General features: G+C 64.5%; 15 protein-coding genes. 1 reads left to right on the top strand and 14 read right to left on the bottom strand.

The features are described from left to right. Positions 1 to 32: 32 nt before the first annotated feature. From LB545_RS16255 to LB545_RS16245, 3 genes are all read right to left on the bottom strand, one after another. Positions 33 to 707: an amino acid ABC transporter permease gene (locus tag LB545_RS16255; RefSeq protein WP_140556801.1), complete on the bottom strand. Its 675-nt coding sequence runs from the start codon at positions 705 to 707 to the stop codon at positions 33 to 35. A gap of 158 nt (positions 708 to 865) precedes the next feature. Then, positions 866 to 1,663, bottom strand: a complete 798-nt coding sequence (locus LB545_RS16250; RefSeq protein ID WP_140496991.1) for an ABC transporter substrate-binding protein — start codon at positions 1,661 to 1,663, stop codon at positions 866 to 868. A gap of 439 nt (positions 1,664 to 2,102) precedes the next feature. Continuing rightward, positions 2,103 to 2,879, bottom strand: a complete 777-nt coding sequence (locus tag LB545_RS16245; protein ID WP_140759386.1) for an HpcH/HpaI aldolase family protein — start codon at positions 2,877 to 2,879, stop codon at positions 2,103 to 2,105. 125 nt (positions 2,880 to 3,004) lie between these two features. On the opposite strand from LB545_RS16245, the gene LB545_RS16240 reads away from it, so the two are divergent. Continuing rightward, a complete protein-coding gene (locus LB545_RS16240) occupies positions 3,005 to 4,099 on the top strand; it encodes an LLM class flavin-dependent oxidoreductase (protein ID WP_140649417.1) in 1,095 nt (364 codons plus the stop codon). Positions 4,100 to 4,190: 91 nt separating this feature from the next. On the opposite strand, the gene LB545_RS16235 is transcribed toward LB545_RS16240, so the two are convergent. From LB545_RS16235 to LB545_RS16185, 11 genes are all read right to left on the bottom strand, one after another. Then, positions 4,191 to 4,586, bottom strand: coding sequence for a RidA family protein (locus LB545_RS16235; RefSeq protein ID WP_224705465.1), 396 nt, complete (start codon positions 4,584 to 4,586; stop codon positions 4,191 to 4,193). A gap of 68 nt (positions 4,587 to 4,654) precedes the next feature. Next, positions 4,655 to 5,803, bottom strand: coding sequence for an acyl-CoA dehydrogenase family protein (locus LB545_RS16230; protein ID WP_224705463.1), 1,149 nt, complete (start codon positions 5,801 to 5,803; stop codon positions 4,655 to 4,657). A 231-nt stretch (positions 5,804 to 6,034) separates the two neighbouring features. Beyond that, entirely contained in the window at positions 6,035 to 6,847 is an 813-nt protein-coding gene (locus LB545_RS16225; RefSeq protein ID WP_140629994.1) for an enoyl-CoA hydratase family protein, read from the bottom strand. Further along, positions 6,844 to 7,314 (bottom strand): MarR family winged helix-turn-helix transcriptional regulator, encoded by a 471-nt coding sequence (locus LB545_RS16220; protein ID WP_140513060.1) that lies wholly within the window; start codon positions 7,312 to 7,314, stop codon positions 6,844 to 6,846. The genes LB545_RS16225 and LB545_RS16220 overlap by 4 nt, the downstream gene beginning before the upstream one ends. Then, on the bottom strand, positions 7,308 to 8,081 hold the full coding sequence (locus LB545_RS16215) for an SDR family NAD(P)-dependent oxidoreductase (protein ID WP_224705461.1): 774 nt from the start codon (positions 8,079 to 8,081) through the stop codon (positions 7,308 to 7,310). Before LB545_RS16215 ends, LB545_RS16220 begins: the two co-directional genes overlap by 7 nt. Continuing rightward, positions 8,078 to 10,372, bottom strand: a complete 2,295-nt coding sequence (locus LB545_RS16210; RefSeq protein WP_224705459.1) for a bifunctional salicylyl-CoA 5-hydroxylase/oxidoreductase — start codon at positions 10,370 to 10,372, stop codon at positions 8,078 to 8,080. The genes LB545_RS16215 and LB545_RS16210 overlap by 4 nt, the downstream gene beginning before the upstream one ends. Positions 10,373 to 10,513: 141 nt before the next feature. Continuing rightward, a complete protein-coding gene (locus LB545_RS16205; RefSeq protein WP_140629986.1) occupies positions 10,514 to 11,113 on the bottom strand; it encodes a VOC family protein in 600 nt (199 codons plus the stop codon). An 80-nt stretch (positions 11,114 to 11,193) separates the two neighbouring features. Then, complete coding sequence (locus LB545_RS16200) at positions 11,194 to 12,030, bottom strand: ATP-binding cassette domain-containing protein (RefSeq protein WP_140556782.1); 837 nt, start codon at positions 12,028 to 12,030, stop codon at positions 11,194 to 11,196. Further along, positions 12,023 to 12,901 carry an ABC transporter ATP-binding protein gene (locus LB545_RS16195; RefSeq protein ID WP_140496969.1) on the bottom strand — a complete coding sequence of 293 codons (879 nt, stop codon included), beginning with the start codon at positions 12,899 to 12,901 and terminating at the stop codon, positions 12,023 to 12,025. The genes LB545_RS16200 and LB545_RS16195 overlap by 8 nt, the downstream gene beginning before the upstream one ends. Beyond that, the gene (locus LB545_RS16190) at positions 12,898 to 13,746 is read right to left on the bottom strand and encodes an ABC transporter permease (RefSeq protein WP_140496967.1); all 849 of its coding nucleotides are present in this window, start codon (positions 13,744 to 13,746) and stop codon (positions 12,898 to 12,900) included. The genes LB545_RS16195 and LB545_RS16190 overlap by 4 nt, the downstream gene beginning before the upstream one ends. Continuing rightward, positions 13,739 to 14,746: an ABC transporter permease gene (locus LB545_RS16185; protein ID WP_140496965.1), complete on the bottom strand. Its 1,008-nt coding sequence runs from the start codon at positions 14,744 to 14,746 to the stop codon at positions 13,739 to 13,741. Before LB545_RS16185 ends, LB545_RS16190 begins: the two co-directional genes overlap by 8 nt. Positions 14,747 to 14,768 lie beyond the last annotated feature (22 nt).

The raw sequence follows: 14,768 nt of genomic DNA, 5'->3' as shown, positions 1-14,768 counted from the left end.
AGTGCTCGGTAGAGGGGAAGTTGAAGGCGCGGTCAGCGCGTCTTCTCGGTTTTGAAACGGCCTTCAAGCAGGCTGACGAGGCGAACCATCGGCCACAGGAAGATGAGATAGACCAGGGCTGCGCCGATCAGCGGCGAGGGATTGGCATAGAGCGACTGTGCATTGGTCGCTTCCTTCAGGAGTTCCGGCAGCGCCACGGTGGAGGCGAGCGAGGTGTCCTTGAACATCGAGACGCAGTTGCTGGTCATCGGCGGGATGACGACGCGCACCGCCTGCGGCAGCACCACCTTGCGCAAGGTCAAAAGGAACGGCAGGCCGAGCGCCTGCGACGCCTCGAACTGGCCGCGCGGAATGCTTTCGATGCCGGAGCGGAACACTTCCGCCGAATAGGCCGACATGATGATGGCGAAGGCCGTTACGGCGGAAGCCCAGGACGATAGGCGGATGCCGAGGAAGGGCAGCGCATAATAGATCAGGATCAGCACGACCAGCACCGGCAGCGCGCGGAAGATATCGGTGTAGCCGACCGCCAGCCACCGGAGCGGCTTCGGCGCATAAAGCCGCAACAGGCTGATCACCAGGCCGATGGGGATGCCGATGCCGATGCTGAGCAGGCCGAGCAGCAGCGTGTTGAGAAAGCCGCGCAGCAGCGCCGGCAGACTGGACGCGATGACGTCGGCGTTGAAGAAGGTATCGAGCAGCGACATGGGAGGCTTTCCCGAACCGTTTGGCGTCCCTTGACGCCGGAGCAGAGGTCCGGAACAGCGAAAGCGGTTTTGCCGCGCCGCGCTGGTTCCGGGAGACTATGTATCAAACGGAACGTGCCGGCCTTTCGAGCCGGCACGTTCTCCTTGGCGGCCGCCGCTCAGGCCTTCGGCACCGGCATTTCCTTGGCGGTCGAGGAATCGGCGGGCGCGTCGCTGCCGAACCACTTCTTGTGGATCGCGGCCAGCGTGCCGTCCTTCTTCATTGCCGTCAGCGCGTCGTTGAGCTTGCCGAGCAGCGGGTGGTCCTTGGTCATCATCAGCCCGTACTGTTCGCCGGTCTTGATGCGTTCCTTGACGGTGAGATCCTTCATCTTGGTGAAGGAGTACTGCATGCCCGGAATGTCGCTGACAGCCGCGTCGATGCGCCCGGCGCTGAGGTCGAGCAAAAGGTTCTGCTGTGTGTCATAGCCCTTTACGTCGCTGAGGCCATCGGCCTCCTGATGCGCCTTGACCCAGGTCTCGCCGGTCGAGCCGGACAGCACGCCGACGATCTTGCCCTTGAGGTCGGCCTCGGCCTTGATCGGGCTGTCGGTCTTGGTGGCGATGCCCATGTCGGAATCATAGTAAGGCTGCGTGAACGACTGCGACTTCAGCCGCTCCGGCGTGATGGTGATCGACGAGATGGCGACATCGATGCGCTTCGAGGTGGTGGCGGCGAACAGCGCCTGGAAGCCGAGATCGGCGATGTCGGTGGTCATGCCGACGCGCTTTGCCGCTTCGTTGACGATGTCGACTTCAAAGCCCTCGAAAGTGCCGCTCTCGTTCTTGTACTCGAACGGAGGGTTGGTCGGGTAGGCGCCGACATTGAGCACATCGGCGGCATAGGCGGTTGCCGGTCCGGCGGCGATGCCGATGGCGGCCGCGAGGAGGATGAGATTGCGACGGGTCAGGCTCATTGTTGGTCCCTCTGGGGTGTTCCCTCTGGTTGTTGATCGGGCGGGCTGATGCCCGCACGGTTTCTTGCCGCCCCACCTCCCAGCGGGGCGTCAATTCATGCTCGCCGCCATACGGTCGGGCGCTGTCCGGTCGCGGCAGACGCACATGGGCGGGAAGGCAAGGTTGGCGATGCTCTCGGTATGCGGATCGCGGATCTGGCGCGCGCACGCCATCGCACGCATGGCGCGTGTCGGAGGATGACTGGGGGCAGCATGAACGACAAGGACTGAAACCCTTTGATCCCACCCGATGCACCACGATGGATGTCCGGCAAGCCCGTCCGGAACGGCAGTCGCCATCGATCGAGGAATGCTTATCCAAACCGCGGCAGTTTTCAAGGCAAAAGTTTTAAGCTTAAAAAGTTGGCGGCGACGGCGCCTGGCAAACCTTTCGATAGCGCTAGCTGCGGCCGCTACCGCCCAGCTCAGCATCCGCGCCGGCTTTGCCGGCGGCAGCGCCAGCCCCCAGAAACATCGTGTCGCTGGCCAGGATAAAGAAACTGGCGCCGAGTGTCGCCCATTGGGCGACATCCTGCGGCCTCGCGCAGAAGATCCCGGATGTCCTGCCATGCGCGATCGTCACATCGATGATCCTGTGTATCGCTTGCGCGAGCTTGTCGGCGCCTTTCGGGCCGATCGCATCGATCGATACGGAGAGATCGCCGGGCCCGACGAAGGTCACGTCGACACCCTCGACGGCGGCGATCGCCTCGATATTGGCCAGCCCTTCCGATGTCTCGACCTGAACCGCCACGACGATGCTGTCATTGGCCTGAGCGAGATATTCGGAGATGCGGTAGCCATAGCCGGCGGCCCGCCCGGGCCCGACGCCGCGCTCGCCGGTCGGCGGATAACGCGAGGCCTTCACCGCCGCCTGCGCCTGGGCAGCGGTCGAGACGCGCGGGACGAGCACGCCTTGCGCGCCGCTGTCCAATGCCGCGGCGATCGCTTCCGGTGCATGGCCGGGCACGCGCACAATGGCCGGCACGCGATGGATATCGGCCGCGCGCACCATTGTTTCGATCATGTCGCGCGAAATCTGGGCATGTTCCCAATCGATGCAGAGGAAATCGAGACCGGACTGCGCCATCACTTCGACCGCAACGGGATGCGGAATGGCGGCAAAGGAGCCGACGAGGCTTTCCCTGCCGATGCATTTGTTGCGAAACCCGCTCATCGCTCCATCCCTTTGTTGTCGTGCCGGAATTCATATCCGCAAACAGCGGCGAGGCGAAGCTATTTCAGGCTTGAAATATTTTCGCGCGGGCCTAGCGTGTCGATCTCCCGCCGCGAGTTCCGGACATGATCAAAGCGCATCCCCTGCACCGCCCAAACAGACTGAAGCTCGGCGTCTTCTCGACCAATGCCGATGGCGGCCTTGCCATATCGGATGTGCCTGAACGCTGGACGGCAAGCTGGCACGACAATCTGACGGCGGCGCAGATCGCCGACCGCGCGGGGCTGGAATTCCTGCTGCCGATTGCGCGCTGGCGCGGCTTTGGCGGCCGCAACAGGGTGCGCGAATGGTCGTTCGAGACCTTCACCTGGGCGGCGGCGCTCAGTGTGGCCACCCAGCAGATCGGCCTGTTCATGACCGTGCATGTGCCCCTCGTGCATCCGCTGTACGCCGCCAAGGCGCTGGCGACGGTCGATCATATCAGCCAGGGCCGTGCCGGCCTCAACATCGTCTGCGGCTGGAACCCGAAGGAATTCGGCATGTTCGGCACGCCGCTGGTCGAGAAGGGGTATGATCAGGCCGCCGAATGGATCGAAATTCTGGAAAGGCTTTATGCGTCGGCTGAACCTCTCGACTATGAGGGCACTTATTATCGTCTCAAGGAGGCGGTCAGCCGGCCGGCCAGCCTGCAAGTTCCGCGCCCGGTGACGATGAACGCGGCTTTCGGCGGTCCGGGCCGCGATTTCGCCGCCGCCCGTTGCGACTATCTGTTCACGACCTTTTCCGAAATGGACGATGCCGGCAAACATGTCGCCGATATCAGTGAGCGGGCCGACAAGGCTGGCCGCGAGGTCGGCGTCTACACCGTGGCGCATGTCGTCTGCCGGCCGACGATGGAGGAGGCGCAGGCCTATTACACGCGCTATGCCGTCGATCTGGCCGACCGTGAGGCGGTCGATGCCCATATGGCCGGCAAGAAGGAATTCTCGCGGTCGCACGACCCGTATGCCTATGACCGCTACCGCCAGCGTTTCGCCGGCGGCGCCGGCACCTATCCTTTGGTCGGAACGCCCGAAACGATCGCCGCCGATATGGTCGCCATTGCCGGGCATGGCTACCAGGGCATTGCGCTGTCCTTCGTCAACTACACGCAGGAACTCCCCTATTTCTGCGATCACGTGCTGCCGCTGCTGGAGCGGGCCGGCCTTCGCGGAAAATAGTCTGGCCGATGCCTTCCTGATTTCTCATCCTGGGGTCTGCGCCGTATCGCTACGCTCCTTGCTGCACCCAGGATGACGAAGCGACGGCCGATTATTCCGGAATAACCGCGGTGGCCTGGATCTCCACCTTGGCTCGGTCCTCGACCAGTGCCATCACCTGCATCGCGGCCATCGCCGGGAAATGCCGGCCGATCACCTTGCGATAGGCCTCGCCTATACCCCTGAGATTGGCCAGATATTCGCTCTTATCGGTGAAATACCACGTCATTGACGTGATGTGCCGCGGCTCAGCTCCGGCCTCCGCCAGCACCGCGACGATATTTTGAAGCGTCTGCCGCACCTGGCCGACGAAATCGTCGGTCTCGAACTGGCACTGGCCATTCCAGCCGACCTGTCCGCCGACGAACACGAGCCTGCCGCGCGCTGCAACGCCATTGGCATAGCCGACCGGTTTTGCCCAGCCTTCCGGCTGCAGGATCTCGTGCATTTCAACTCTCCAATATCGGTCCGCAATATCCGCGTTCGAAAACAGTCCAGTCCGACGACGCGCCCTGTTCAGGCAGCGCCCATCACCTGCCGCGCGATCACCACCTTCTGCACGTCGGAAGCACCCTCGTAGATGCGCAGCGCGCGGATCTCGCGATACAGGCTTTCGACGATGTGACCCTTGCGGACGCCGTCGCCGCCATGCAGTTGCACCGCTTTGTCGATCACCTCCTGCGCCTTGTCGGTGGCGAACAGTTTGGCCATCGCCGCCTCGCGCGTTACCCGCGCCGCGCCCATGTCCTTGGTCCAGGCGGCGCGGTAGACCAAAAGCGCCGCGGCATCGACGTCGAGCGCCATGTCGGCGATATGGCCCTGCACCATCTGCAGCTCGGCCATCGGCGCGCCGAACAGCTTGCGTTCGGCCACCCGCTTGATGCTTTCATCGAGTGCGCGGCGAGCAAAGCCGAGTGCCGCCGCGCCGACGGTCGAGCGGAACACGTCGAGCACCGACATGGCGATGCGAAAGCCGTCGCCCGGTTTGCCGATCAGCGCCGAGGCGGGCAGGCGGACCTGATCGAAAGACAGTCGTGCCAGCGGATGCGGCGCTATGACTTCCAGGCGCTCCGCGATGCCGAGGCCCTTGCTGTCCCCGGGCACGATGAAGGCTGATAGCCCCTTGGCGGCGGGTGCCTCGCCTGTGCGGGCAAAGACGACATAGAGATCGGCGATGCCGCCATTGGAGATCCAGGTCTTTTCGCCCGAAAGGACATAGCCGTCACCATCGCGGGTCGCTGTCATCTCCATATTGGCGACATCCGATCCCGAGCGCGGTTCCGACAGCGCAAAGGCGGAAATGACCTTGCCGGCGCGCGTCTTCGAAAGCCATTGCTGCTGCTGCGGCGTGCCGAACAGGCTGAGCGCTCCGGTGCCGAGCCCTTGCATGGCGAAGGCGAAATCGGCGAGCCCGTCATGCCGCGCCAGCGTCTCACGCGTGATGCACAAGGTGCGCACGTCGAGCGGTCCCGGATTGTCGGTGTCGAGCGCCGTCGGCTTCAGCCAGCCGTCCCGGCCGAGTTTTTGCACCAGCTCGCGGCAGGCGGCGTCGACGTCATGGTGATCGACGGGTAGGTTCTTCGCGCACCATGCCTCGAGGTGCCCGGCCAGTTCGCGATGACGGTCTTCGAAGAACGGCCAGTCGAGGAAGGAGCGGTCAGGCATTTCTGCCTCCGCTGTTCTCCAGAGTCCGTGCTCTACGGCGCCCCCCTCTGTCCTGCCGGACATCTCCCCCTCTAGGGGGAAGATCGATCCTCATCTCGGCTTTCGCAAATCGCCTGCGCCGCAGGATGGCTGCCGCCGCCGAAGCTGCCAATCTCCCCCCTAGAGGGGGAGATGGCCGGCAGGCCAGAGGGGGGCGCTGTCCCGCCAACGTCTCCATCAACCTGCTCATCCTCAATTCCCCTCGAACACCGGGTTTTCCTTGGCAACAAACGCCTTGTACGCCCGCTCGAAATCGCGCGTCTGCATGCAGATCGCCTGCGCCTGCGCTTCCGCCTCGATCGCCTGGTCGAGGCCCATCGACCATTCCTGGTTCAACTGCGTCTTGGTGATGCCATGGGCGAAGGTCGGGCCGGAGACGATGCGCGCCGCCATGTCGAGCGCGTCGGCCTCGAGCGATGCCGCCTCTACAAGCCTGTTGTAAAACCCCCAGCGCTCGCCTTCGGCAGCCGTCATGGTGCGGCCGGTGTAGAGCAGTTCGGCGGCGCGGCCCTGGCCGATGATGCGCGGCAGGATCGCGCAGGCTCCCATGTCGCAGCCGGCAAGACCGACGCGGGTGAACAGGAATGCCGTCTTGGCGTCCGGCGTGGCGATGCGGATGTCGGAGCTCATGGCGATGATGGCGCCGGCGCCGACCGCCACGCCGTCGACCGCCGCGATGATCGGCTTGCCGCAATTCAGCATCGCCTTTACGAAATCGCCGGTCATGCGGGTGAAGGCCAGGAGTTGCTTCATGTCCATCTTGACCAGCGGGCCGATAATGTCGTGGACATCGCCGCCGGAGCAGAAATTGCCGCCATTGGACAGGAACACCACGGCATCGACATCGTCGGCATAGACGAGGTCGCGGAATGTATCGCGCAGTTCCGCATAGCTGTCGAAGGTCAGCGGGTTCTTGCGCTCCGGCCGGTCGAGCCGGACCTTGGCGATCCGGCCTTCGACCTGCCAGAGGAAATGCTTCGGCTTGAAGCCGGCCATCTTGCTCATTCGCGTCCCTCCCAGTTGCTGCGGAACGAGGTCAGCATGCCGGTCAGCCGGCGCGCGTCGTCCTCGCTCACCTTGCCCAGCAATTCGCCGACCCAGCCCTCGTGAGCGGCAGCGATGACTGCGAAGGACTTCGAGCCCTCATCCGTCAGCCGCACCATCGAGGTGCGGCGGTCGCCATTGCGGCGGGCGCGCGCGACCAGCCCCTCGGATACGAGCCGATCTACGATGCCCGTGACATTGCCGTTGGATACCAGCAGGAAGCGCGACAGATCGCTCATCAGCATGCCTTCGGGCGCTCGGTAGAGCGCGGCCATCACGTCGAAGCGCGGCAACGTCGTGTTGAATTCCTTCTTCAGGCGCTCGCGCAGTTCGGCCTCGATCGTGCGCGAGGCGCGCAGCAGCCTGATCCACAGCCGCAAGCGGTCCTTGCCGGGTCCCGACGGCGCGGGCAGGGGGCCGGCTACCATGTTTCGCCTCCTGAGATCGAAATTGCCTGTCCGGTGATCGACGCTGCCGCATCGCCGCACAGCCACAGCACGGCCGCGGCAATTTCCTGCGGCTGGATGAAGCGGCCTTGCGGATTGGTCGCGGCAAGGCTCGCCCGCGCCTGCTCCACCGAGCGGTCGGTTTTTTCCACGATCCGCTGGATGGACTCCTCCAGCATTTCGGTTTCCACAAACCCCGGGCACACCGCATTGACGGTCACGCCGGATTTCGCCGTCTCGGCAGCCAGCGCCCGCATCAGGCCGACGACGCCATGCTTGGCCGCCACGTAAGGCGCAACATAGGCGTAGCCTTTCAGTCCGGCGGTAGACGCGATGAAGACGATGCGGCCCGCCTTGCGCGCGGCCATGCCGGCGAGCGCCGGCTTCACCGTCAGGAAAGCGCCGGTCAGGTTGACGTCCAGCGTCCGCTGCCAGTCGGCCAGCGTGGTCTTGTGCGCCGGCGTGCTGCCCGCCATGCCGGCATTGGCGACGACGATGTCGAACGGCCCGCGCGCGGCCTCCGCCGTCTCGTAAAGCGATGCCATCACCGCCTCATTGGTGACATCGGCAGTGATGGCGAAAACGCCTTTGCTTTCGCCAGCCACCTTGGCCAGCTCCGCCTCGCGGCGGCCGCATATGGTGACGTCGATGCCGGCACCAGCCAGCGCCAGAGCGATCGCTCGGCCGACACCAGACCCGCCGCCGGTGACAAGGGCATGGCTGCCGGCGATCATCGCGGCGGCCGTCATACTTTCAGCCCCGCTGCGGCGTCGCGTTCGGCCAGTCGGTAGATCTGGTCGCGCCCCGGCAGATAAGGATCCGGCCATTTCACGCCACGGTCGCCGAGCGCCACCGCCGCATGCAGCGTCCAGTAGGGATCGGCCAGATGCGGCCGTGCCAGCGCCACCAGGTCGGCGCGGCCGGCCATCAGGATCGAATTGACATGGTCCGGCTCATAGATGTTGCCGACCGCCATCGTCGCCATGCCGACCTCGTTGCGGATGCGGTCGGAAAACGGCGTCTGGAACATGCGGCCATAGACCGGCTTTGCCAGCACCGAAGTTTGTCCTGCCGAGACGTCGCAAATGTCGACGCCGGCCTCATGCAACAGCCGCGCGATCTCGACGGCGTCGGCGGGTGTTACGCCTTCGATGCCGACCCAGTCATTGGCCGAAATGCGCATTGAGATCGGCTTCTGCGCCGGCCAGGCGGCGCGTACGGCGCGAAAGATTTCAAGGGGATATCGCATGCGGTTTTCCAGCGAACCGCCATACGCATCCGTGCGCCGGTTGGTGACCGGCGTGATGAAGGACGACAGGAGATAGCCGTGCGCGGCGTGGATCTCGAGCATGTCGAAGCCGCAGCGGTCGGCCATCTCAGCCGAAGCCACGAACTCGTCGCGCACTCTGTCCATGTCGGCGCGGTCCATCGCCTTCGGCACCTGATTCTCAGGTGACCACGCCACCGCCGATGCCGCCATGACGGGCCAGTTGCCCGCCGCCAGCGGCACGTCGGTGCCTTCCCAACCAACCCGTGTCGAGCCCTTGGCGCCGGAATGGCCGATCTGCGCGCAGATCTTCGCTTCGGTCTCGGCATGGACGAAGCCGACCAGCCGTTTCCACGCCATCTCATGTTCGGGCGCATAGAAGCCCGGGCAGCCGGGCGTGATCCGCCCTTCCGGACTGACGCAGGTCATCTCGATATAGATGAGCCCGGCGCCGCCCTTGGCACGCTCGGCATAGTGCGTGAAATGCCAGTCCGTCGGGCAGCCGTCGACAGCCTTGTATTGTGCCATCGGCGACACGACCACGCGGTTGTTGAGCCGCATGTCGCGCAGCTGGAAGGGCGCGAACATCGGGGCGCGACGGAGTCTGTTGGCGCCGGCGCCCGCCTGGCGCTGGAACCACTCCTCCGCGCTTTCAAGCCACTCCGCGTCGCGCAGCCGCAGGTTTTCGTGGCTGATGCGCTGCGAGCGGGTCAGCAGCGAATAGTTGAACTGCACCGGATCGAGGCCGAGATAACGCTCGACCTCCTCGAACCATTCGAGCGAGTTGCGCGCCGCCGACTGCAGCTTCAGCACCTCGGTGCGGCGCGCGTCCTCATATTTGCGGAAGGCGGCCTTTAGGTCCGGTTCGGTTTCGACATACTCGGCCAGCGCGACAGCGCTCTCCAGCGCCAGCTTGGTGCCGGAGCCGATCGAGAAATGGGCTGAGGCCGCCGCGTCGCCCATCAGCGCCAGATTCTCAAACGACCAGCGCTCGCACAGCACGCGCGGGAAATTGATCCAGGCCGAACCCCTGATGTGGTTGGCATTGGTCATCAGCTTGTGGCCGCCAAGATGCTTTTCGAAGATGCGCTCGCAGACGGCGATGGATTCCTGCTGCGTCATGGCGCCGAAACCGAAGGCGGCCCAGGTCTGTTCGCTGCACTCGACGATGAAGGTCGCGGTGTCGCTGTCGAACTGGTAGGCGTGCGCCCACACCCAGCCATGCTCGGTCTTTTCGAAGATGAAGGTGAAGGCGTCGTCGAATTTCTGGTGGGTGCCGAGCCACACGAACTTGCATTTGCGCGTGTCGATGTCGGGCTTGAAGATGTCGACGAAGCTGTTGCGCGCCCTGGAATTCAGCCCGTCTGCGGCGACGACCAGGTCATGCGTCTCCATATAGGGCCGGGGATCGGCGATGTCGGTCTCGAACACCAGCCTGACACCGAGCTCGCGTGCGCGCCGCTGCAACAGGATCAAGAGCCGCTTGCGGCCGATGCCGCAGAAGCCGTGGCCTGAGGATACAGTGCGCACGCCGTCATGGACCACGGCGATGTCGTCCCAATACGCAAAATGCTTCTTGATCCAGACGGCGCTGACCGGATCGTTCCTGGCCAGATTCTCAAGCGTTTCGGCTGACAGAACGACGCCCCAGCCGAACGTGTCGTCGGCGCGATTACGCTCGAAAACCGTCACATCGTGCGCGGCGTCCCTCAGCTTCATCGAAATGGCGAAGTAAAGGCCGGCTGGTCCGCCGCCGAGAACCGCAACCTTCATCTGTGCGATCTCCTCTTCGCTTGCTTGATTTCAGTATCGCGCCGGGGCCAAGATATTTCAAGCTTAAAGTTTTATGCCGAAACGATTATGCGAAATAGCCGACCGCGCGCTCGCGCATCGCCGCACGCGCGGTCCGTGGGGTCACTTTTCCGGGTTCTTCGGGCTCCACAGCACCGTCTCGGCACTCTTCTCGTAAGCCATGCCGTCGGGATAGCTGATCGCTTCCAGTTGCAAGCCCCAAGGCGCCTGGAAGTAAAGGATGGTCTGGCCGGCGGCGGGTCCTTCCTTGACCGGCAGCGGCCCCAACCTGGTCTTTACGCCCTTGGCCTCGAGATAGGCTTTCGCCGCCGCGACGTCGTCGACATAGAAGGCGATGTGAAAACCGCCAATGTCGCTGTTCTTCGGTGTCAGGTCCTTCTGGTCCGGCGCGGTGTATTTGAACAGCTCTATATTCGACCCCGTGCCGCAGCGAACCATGGTGACCTGCTCGATGACAGCCTTCGGATCGACGCCGAGAAGATCCTGCATGAAGGTGCCCTTGTCGTCGGCGAACGGGCCGAACGACATCGCCTTCTTGCAGCCGACCACGTCGGTGAAGAAATCGACCGCCTGCTTCATGTCGGGAACCGTGATGCCGGTGTGGTCGTGCCCGCGCATGCCGGGGATCGAGCTTGCTGCCGCCATACCGGTGCTGCCGAGGATGGCGGCAGCGAGTGCTGCATTTCGAATTGTTGTCTTCATGTCAGTTTCTCCTCCATTTGGCGGGGCTTTGTCATTGGCCGGTCGCACATCCGAGCCCGCTTTTCGGCGTGCGTATGCATTCATGTCGGAGCCTTGGCAGCGGAAGGAATATCCAGCCAGCCGTCGTCGATTTCGGGCAGTGGGATGGCCGCGATCAGGTCGCGCGTGTAGGTCTGTCGGGGATTTTCGAAGAGAGCGTCCGTCGCGCTCGCTTCGACGATCCTGCCTTCGCGCATGACGATGACCTGCCGGCACAGCCGCCGGATGACCGACAGATCGTGGCTGATGAAGGCGACCGTCAGCCCCATCTCCTCCGCCAGTTTCTCCAGAAGGGTGAGGATCTGCGCCTGCGTCGAGACGTCGAGGCCGGAGACGATCTCGTCGGCCAGCACGAATTTCGGCGCCAGCGCCAGCGCGCGCGCTATGCCGACGCGCTGGCGCTGGCCGCCCGACAGTTCGTGGCGGTAGCGGCCGGCGAAGCTCTGCGGCAGGCCGACGCGCTGCAAGGCCTCGGCCACGCGGTCCCTGAGATTGTCGCCAAGCCCGTTCTGCTTCAGCGGCGCGGCAATGATGCTGGCAATGGTGCGGCGCGGGTTGAGCGACGACATAGGATCCTGGAAGATCATCTGCAGATCGCGGCGCAGCGGCCGCAACTCCGCCTCCGGCAGATGCGTGATGTCGAGGCGCTCGAAGCTGATGCTGCCGGCGCTGGGCTCCAGCAGTCGTACCAGGGCACGGCCGAGCGTCGACTTGCCGGATCCGGACTCGCCGACGATGCCGGTCACCGATCCCTTGGGCAGGTCAAAGTCCAGGCCCTTTAGGATTTCCGCCAGCGGCGCGCGGCCGATCAGCGGCTTGCGGGTCATGTCGGGCAGCGCGACTTTCAGGCCGCGCACGGAAAACAGCGGCTCAGCCATGCGGTCGCCTCCACGCCTGGTCCGCGGCCGCAATCTCCGTGGCAAGCCCGGCCAGCACTGCCTCGTCGACCGGCTTTAGCGAGGCGAGGGGATCGGTGTAGCGCGGCGTTGCCGCCATCAGTGCCCGTGTGTAGGGGTGCTGCGGTGCCGCGAAGAGGGCAGCTGTTTCGGCCTCTTCCACGACCTTGCCGGCATAGAGCACCGAGACCTTCTGGCTGATCTTGGCGACGACGCCGAGGTCGTGGGTGACGAACAGGATCGCCGTGCCGTGCTCGCGCTGCAACGCAGCGATGAGCCGCAGGATCTGCTTCTGCACGGTGACGTCGAGCGCCGTGGTCGGCTCGTCGGCGACGATCAGCCGGGGCTCGGCGGCGAAGGCTGCGGCGATCAGCACGCGCTGGCGCATGCCGCCGGAAAGCTCGTGCGGGTAGCTTTTCAGTACCCGGTCGGGGTCACGGATCTGCACCTCGTCCAGCAATTGCCGGATGCGGGTTTCGGCCCTCTCGCCGCTCCAGCCGAGGATGCGCACCAGCCGGTCGGTCGTTTGCGGGCCGATGCGGCGCGACGGGTTGAGCGCGGTCAGCGGATCCTGCGGGATCAGTGCGGTGCGCGCGCCGATCAGCGTGCGCCGTGCCTTCGGGTTGAGCTTGCCGAGGTCTTCGCCCTCGAGCCGCATATCGCCCTCGACGATGCGCACGCTCGACGGCAAGACGCCAAGTACCGCCTTGCCGATCATCGTCTTGCCGGCGCCGCTTTCACCGACCAGTGCTCGCACTTCGCCGGGCTGCACGGCAAGCGACACCGAGCGCAGCACGCGCTGGCCGTTCGGCAGCACGGCGCTCAACTCCTTGATATCGAGACAGGCGCTCATCGCAGCACCGGATCGAAACGTGTCTTCAGCGCCTCGCCGAACTGGCTGAACGACAGCACGGTCAGGATCAGCGTGATCAGCGGGAATACCAGCACCCACCAGGCCTGGTGGATCGACAGCCGGCCCTCGGCGATGATGCCGCCCCAGGTCGGGTCGTCGGTCGAGATCGACAGGTTGACGAAGGACAGGATCGCCTCGACGATGACGGCGATGCCCATTTCCAGCGACAGCAGCGCCACGATCGATGGCACCACATTGGGCAGCACTTCGCGCAGCATGATGCCGATGCGGCCATAGCCGGCGATGCGGGCGTTCTCGACATAGTCCATGCGCGACTGGCCCATCGCCTCGGCGCGGATGACCCGGCAGAAACGCGTCCAGTCGATGATCGCGATCGCCAGGATGACAGAGCTCAAACCCGTGCCGAGCACGGCAACCAAAAGGATGGCGAACAGCACCGGCGGGAATGCCATCCAGACATCGACGATGCGCGAGATGATGCGGTCGGCCCAGCCGCCGAAATAGCCAGCGATCAAGCCCAGGGTCGAGCCGACAAGGCAGGCGGCGCTGGCGGCGGCGAACGCAACGATGAAGGCGATGCGCCCGCCGAAGATCAGGCGTGACAAGAGATCCCGGCCGAGGCTGTCGGTGCCCAGCCAATAGCCGGGCTCCGCGCCATCGAGCCAGAACGGCGGCAAACGTTCGAGCATAAGATCCTGCGCGAGCGGGTCCCGCGGCGCGACCAGCGGCGCCAGGATCGCCGCCAGCAGCACCAGCAGCAGCCAGCCGCCGGCCAGCCAAAGCCTGGCGCTTGAGCCGTGTCTCGAGATGCGGCTCTCATCCATGGCGCAGCCTCGGATTGAGCAGGGCGTACATCATATCCACCGCGAGATTGATCAGCACGAACAACAGCGCGAAGACCAGCACGATGCCCTGGATCAGCGGCAGGTCGCGGTTGATGACCGCGTCGATCGCCATGTTGCCGAGACCCTCATAGGAAAACAGCCGCTCGACGATGACCGTGCCCCCGATCAGGAAGGTGAACTGCACGCCGACCAGCGTCAGCGTGGGCAGGGCGGCATTCTTCAGCGCCTCGCGCAGGATGACCTGCGTTTCCGAAAAACCCTTCACCCGCGCCAGCACGACATAGTCGAGGTCGAGCACTTCCTTCAGCGATTGTTTCAGTAGCTGCGAGATGATCGCCGCCAGCGGCAATGCCAACGCCACTGCCGGCATAAGCATGTGCTTCAGGAGATCCCATGTGAGATCGAGGCGGAGCCGAAGCAAGCTTTCGAACAGATAGAACTGGCTGACGAAGGGCAGGTCGAGTTGCGGCGAGACCCGGCCGGAAATGTCGAAGATCGGCACCAGCACCCCGAACAGCAGGATCAGCACCAGGCCCCAGAGGAAGTCGGGAATGGAAAGTGCCGCCCCGCTGGCGATGTCGATGCCGGCTTCCACCGCCGTGCCTCGTTCGCGGGCGCCGAGGATGGCCATCGTCCCCCCGATCGCCACCGCCATGATAAGCGCGACGATGGCGAGTTCCAGCGTTGCCGGCAGCCGGTTGAAGACAAGCCCGAGCACGTCTTGCCGCAGCGAGATCGAGGTGCCGAAATCGCCTTTGACGACGCCGGACAGCCAGATGAAGAACTGCTCGACAATCGTCTTGTCGAGGCCGTAGAGCGCCCGCAGCCGGGCGATGTCGACATCGGTCGCGCCGGGCGGCAGCATCATGGCGATCGGATCGCCGGGAGCGATGCGGATCACGACGAAGACGACGACGGCCACGCCGAACAGCGTGATCAGCATCGTCAAAAGACGGATCAGGAATCGTTGCAGGAGCATGTAAATCTTTGCTGGAGCCCGG

It is taken from the genome of Mesorhizobium sp. BR1-1-6 (assembly GCF_020165355.1).
Classification (GTDB): Bacteria; Pseudomonadota; Alphaproteobacteria; order Rhizobiales; family Rhizobiaceae; genus Mesorhizobium.
Note: the sequence above shows the minus strand (reverse complement) of the source record. Positions and strands in the feature narration are given on the sequence as shown.

What these genes read in the sequence shown, in the direction of transcription:
- LB545_RS16255 (WP_140556801.1), bottom strand. Translation starts at nt 707, where the DNA reads ATGTCGCTGCTCGATACCTTCTTCAACGCCGACGTCATCGCGTCCAGT.
- LB545_RS16250 (WP_140496991.1), bottom strand. Translation starts at nt 1,663, where the DNA reads ATGAGCCTGACCCGTCGCAATCTCATCCTCCTCGCGGCCGCCATCGGC.
- LB545_RS16245 (WP_140759386.1), bottom strand. Translation starts at nt 2,879, where the DNA reads ATGAGCGGGTTTCGCAACAAATGCATCGGCAGGGAAAGCCTCGTCGGC.
- LB545_RS16240 (WP_140649417.1), top strand. Translation starts at nt 3,005, where the DNA reads ATGATCAAAGCGCATCCCCTGCACCGCCCAAACAGACTGAAGCTCGGC.
- LB545_RS16235 (WP_224705465.1), bottom strand. Translation starts at nt 4,586, where the DNA reads ATGCACGAGATCCTGCAGCCGGAAGGCTGGGCAAAACCGGTCGGCTAT.
- LB545_RS16230 (WP_224705463.1), bottom strand. Translation starts at nt 5,803, where the DNA reads ATGCCTGACCGCTCCTTCCTCGACTGGCCGTTCTTCGAAGACCGTCAT.
- LB545_RS16225 (WP_140629994.1), bottom strand. Translation starts at nt 6,847, where the DNA reads ATGAGCAAGATGGCCGGCTTCAAGCCGAAGCATTTCCTCTGGCAGGTC.
- LB545_RS16220 (WP_140513060.1), bottom strand. Translation starts at nt 7,314, where the DNA reads ATGGTAGCCGGCCCCCTGCCCGCGCCGTCGGGACCCGGCAAGGACCGC.
- LB545_RS16215 (WP_224705461.1), bottom strand. Translation starts at nt 8,081, where the DNA reads ATGACGGCCGCCGCGATGATCGCCGGCAGCCATGCCCTTGTCACCGGC.
- LB545_RS16210 (WP_224705459.1), bottom strand. Translation starts at nt 10,372, where the DNA reads ATGAAGGTTGCGGTTCTCGGCGGCGGACCAGCCGGCCTTTACTTCGCC.
- LB545_RS16205 (WP_140629986.1), bottom strand. Translation starts at nt 11,113, where the DNA reads ATGAAGACAACAATTCGAAATGCAGCACTCGCTGCCGCCATCCTCGGC.
- LB545_RS16200 (WP_140556782.1), bottom strand. Translation starts at nt 12,030, where the DNA reads ATGGCTGAGCCGCTGTTTTCCGTGCGCGGCCTGAAAGTCGCGCTGCCC.
- LB545_RS16195 (WP_140496969.1), bottom strand. Translation starts at nt 12,901, where the DNA reads ATGAGCGCCTGTCTCGATATCAAGGAGTTGAGCGCCGTGCTGCCGAAC.
- LB545_RS16190 (WP_140496967.1), bottom strand. Translation starts at nt 13,746, where the DNA reads ATGGATGAGAGCCGCATCTCGAGACACGGCTCAAGCGCCAGGCTTTGG.
- LB545_RS16185 (WP_140496965.1), bottom strand. Translation starts at nt 14,746, where the DNA reads ATGCTCCTGCAACGATTCCTGATCCGTCTTTTGACGATGCTGATCACG.